We start from the raw sequence: 2,853 nt of genomic DNA, 5'->3' as shown, positions 1-2,853 counted from the left end.
ACTCGATAAAAGCCATAGATAATTAAATTATCATTTAATCAACAGTTTCTTGATGAGTATATATTTGCCCAATGTACAATAATGCAAATTGGCGATCGCTAATTTGCCAAAGTAATAAGAAAAGTTAAAAATCCTAGTCAAAATACCAGTAATTATGGTAAATAAAAAACAAGTATAGCTTTAAGCATTCAGCATTCAGCTATCAGCTCAAGTGGCTGTAAATGATTGCAAGAAAATAGCAGTGAGAGCATCTTGCTCCCTTGCTAGACATTGTTCATCCCCATGTACCATTACTATGCAAGACTATCTTATTATCAACTAAAATTTTCAGTTCATACAATAAACTTTTGACTTTATAACTTCTATGAAACGGTATGATGACTACAGATACAGAAAAATATATTCTTGCGCTCGACCTGGGTACAACAGGCAACCGAGCAATATTATTCAACTCTCAAGGTGCTAGTGTCGGTCAAGTTTACAAAGAACTTACCCAATATTATCCATATCCGGGTTGGTTAGAACATGATGCTGAAGAAATCTGGGAAGACACTTATGCAATGATAGAGCGAGTTTTCCGAGATACTGAAATTTCCGCTTCAAAGGTAGAAGCGATCGGTTTAACAGTACAACGAGAAACTTGTCTTCTTTGGGATAAAACCACAGGGAAACCCCTCCACAAAGCCATCGTTTGGCAAGATCGTCGTACTGCATCCTTATGTCGNGGTTAGAACATGATGCTGAAGAAATCTGGGAAGACACTTATGCAATGATAGAGCGAGTTTTCCGAGATACTGAAATTTCCGCTTCAAAGGTAGAAGCGATCGGTTTAACAGTACAACGAGAAACTTGTCTTCTTTGGGATAAAACCACAGGGAAACCCCTCCACAAAGCCATCGTTTGGCAAGATCGTCGTACTGCATCCTTATGTCGAGAATTAGCAGCAAAAGGTGAAGCAGAAAAAATTCATCAGCGCACCGGATTAATTTTAGATGCTTATTTCTCTGCTACTAAACTATCTTGGTTGCTAGACTGGGTAAAGCGAGAAAAACTCAATATTGACCTCAAAAATATTTTAGCAGGTACTATCGATACTTGGATTTTGTGGAAACTAACTGGTGGAAAAGTTCACGCCACAGACCATAGTAACGCCAGTCGTACAATGTTAATGAATATCGAATCTCTAGACTGGGATAAGGAATTATTAGACCTGTTTCAAATACCTAGAGAAATAATGCCAGAAATTAAACCTAGTTTTGGCATATTCGGTCATACTAAACCAGATTTATTCGGCGTATCAATTCCCATCGCTACAGTGTTAGGAGACCAACAAGCTGCCTTATTTGCTCATGGTTGCAACTTACCAGGAATGTCAAAATGCACTTATGGTACAGGTAGCTTTTTAATTGCAAATACTGGAGATAGTCTGACTAAATCTCAAAATCAACTTTTATCAACTATAGCTTGGAGTCAGGAAGTCAACGGTAAACTTAAAACAACTTACGCCTTAGAAGGAGCAATGTTTACGACAGGAGCTTGTATTCAGTGGTTGCGCGACGGGATGAAAATTATTGACTCCGCAGCAGAAACCGAACATTTGGCGCTACAAGTAAAAGATACTAATGGTGTTTATTTTGTACCTGCTTTAAGTGGTTTGGGGGCACCCCATTGGGATATGAATGCTCGCGGTGCTTTTCTAGGAATTACTGGGGGTGTGCAACGAGAACATATCGTCAGAGCAGTTTTGTCAGCGATCGCTTTTCAAGTTAAAGAAGTTGTGGATGCTATGAATAAGGATAGTAAGTTCTCCATAGCAAATCTTAAAGTCGATGGTGGAGCTTCTCAAAATAATTTTTTGATGCAATTTCAGGCAGACTTGTTGGGTATTCCGGTTGAGCGCCCTGCTTTTATTGATGCTACAGCTCAAGGTGCTGCTTTTGCTGCTGGTTTGACAGTTGGTTTGTGGGATGATTATCAGAAATTGCTGAGTAATAGTCAACCAGAGCAGGTATTTAATCCTAGTGAAAATTTTCAATCAGCTCAGGAGAGTTTTGTCGTTTGGCAAAAAGCTGTTAGTAGGGCAAAGAATTGGATTGAATAATTGTTGACTTTCTGACTTGCGCGTAGCGCTACACTCGTTCCCTACCTTAACCAGCTAAAATATGTATAAATTATCCCAATGTAATTTTGTAATTTTATTGATGTATAAAGGAGAATAGTCCTATGAGTCCTAAAAATTCCATCACAGGAATTGTCGCAATTGGAGGAGGGGGTAGTTCATCTGCAACTCTTGCTCCTAAACAGTCTGGTCAAGTTGTTAATAAGCCATATCCCAACTACAAAGTCATTGTTCTGAATGACGATGTAAATACATTTAAGCACGTCGCCGAATGTCTACAAAAATATATTCCTGGCATGACAAGCGATCTTGCTTGGGAACTAACTCACCAGGTTCATAACGAAGGTCAAGCGATCGTCTGGGTTGGACCTCTAGAACAAGCAGAATTGTACCATCAGCAATTGAGTCGCGCTGGCTTAACAATGGCCCCCTTGGAAAAAGCTTGAAGAAGGTTGTGGCTTTTTACATTAAATCTTATTGAGGATTCAACCTTAACCAATTCTAGATACAGTAAAGACTATGGGGTTTTCAAACTGATTGCTCGGATAATTGTGAAGCTCCTGTTATAATCTTTGATTTAACGGGAGAGAGCTTCACTTACTGAATAAATACCTTTCAATAATGGATAATTGATAATTATCTCTCCCTAAAAGGAAGAGGATTGAATAAAAGGAAAATAAATTCATTGTTTCTCCTTGATCATGAGAGGCTTTAAACCTTAATTATTCGGTAAA

Annotated in this window: 2 protein-coding genes and 1 pseudogene; all 3 read left to right on the top strand. The window is 38.6% G+C overall.

All coding sequences use genetic code 11. The features are described from left to right. Positions 1 to 377 precede the first annotated feature (377 nt). Positions 378 to 724: pseudogene (locus AFK68_RS03375) on the top strand (FGGY family carbohydrate kinase); the annotation flags it as partial. Position 725: 1 nt separating this feature from the next. Beyond that, a partial coding sequence (gene glpK / locus AFK68_RS03370; RefSeq protein WP_143437476.1) for a glycerol kinase GlpK occupies positions 726 to 2,101 on the top strand: 1,376 nt, incomplete at its 5' end. A gap of 122 nt (positions 2,102 to 2,223) precedes the next feature. Further along, complete coding sequence (gene clpS / locus AFK68_RS03365) at positions 2,224 to 2,565, top strand: ATP-dependent Clp protease adapter ClpS (RefSeq protein ID WP_094671592.1); 342 nt, start codon at positions 2,224 to 2,226, stop codon at positions 2,563 to 2,565. Positions 2,566 to 2,853: the final 288 nt, after the last annotated feature.

Source organism: Hydrocoleum sp. CS-953 (genome assembly GCF_002260545.1).
Classification (GTDB): domain Bacteria; phylum Cyanobacteriota; class Cyanobacteriia; order Cyanobacteriales; family Microcoleaceae; genus Trichodesmium.
Note: the sequence above shows the minus strand (reverse complement) of the source record. Positions and strands in the feature narration are given on the sequence as shown.

Coding starts and splice junctions, on each gene's coding strand:
- clpS (WP_094671592.1), top strand. CDS start 2,224: ATGAGTCCTAAAAATTCCATCACAGGAATTGTCGCAATTGGAGGAGGG.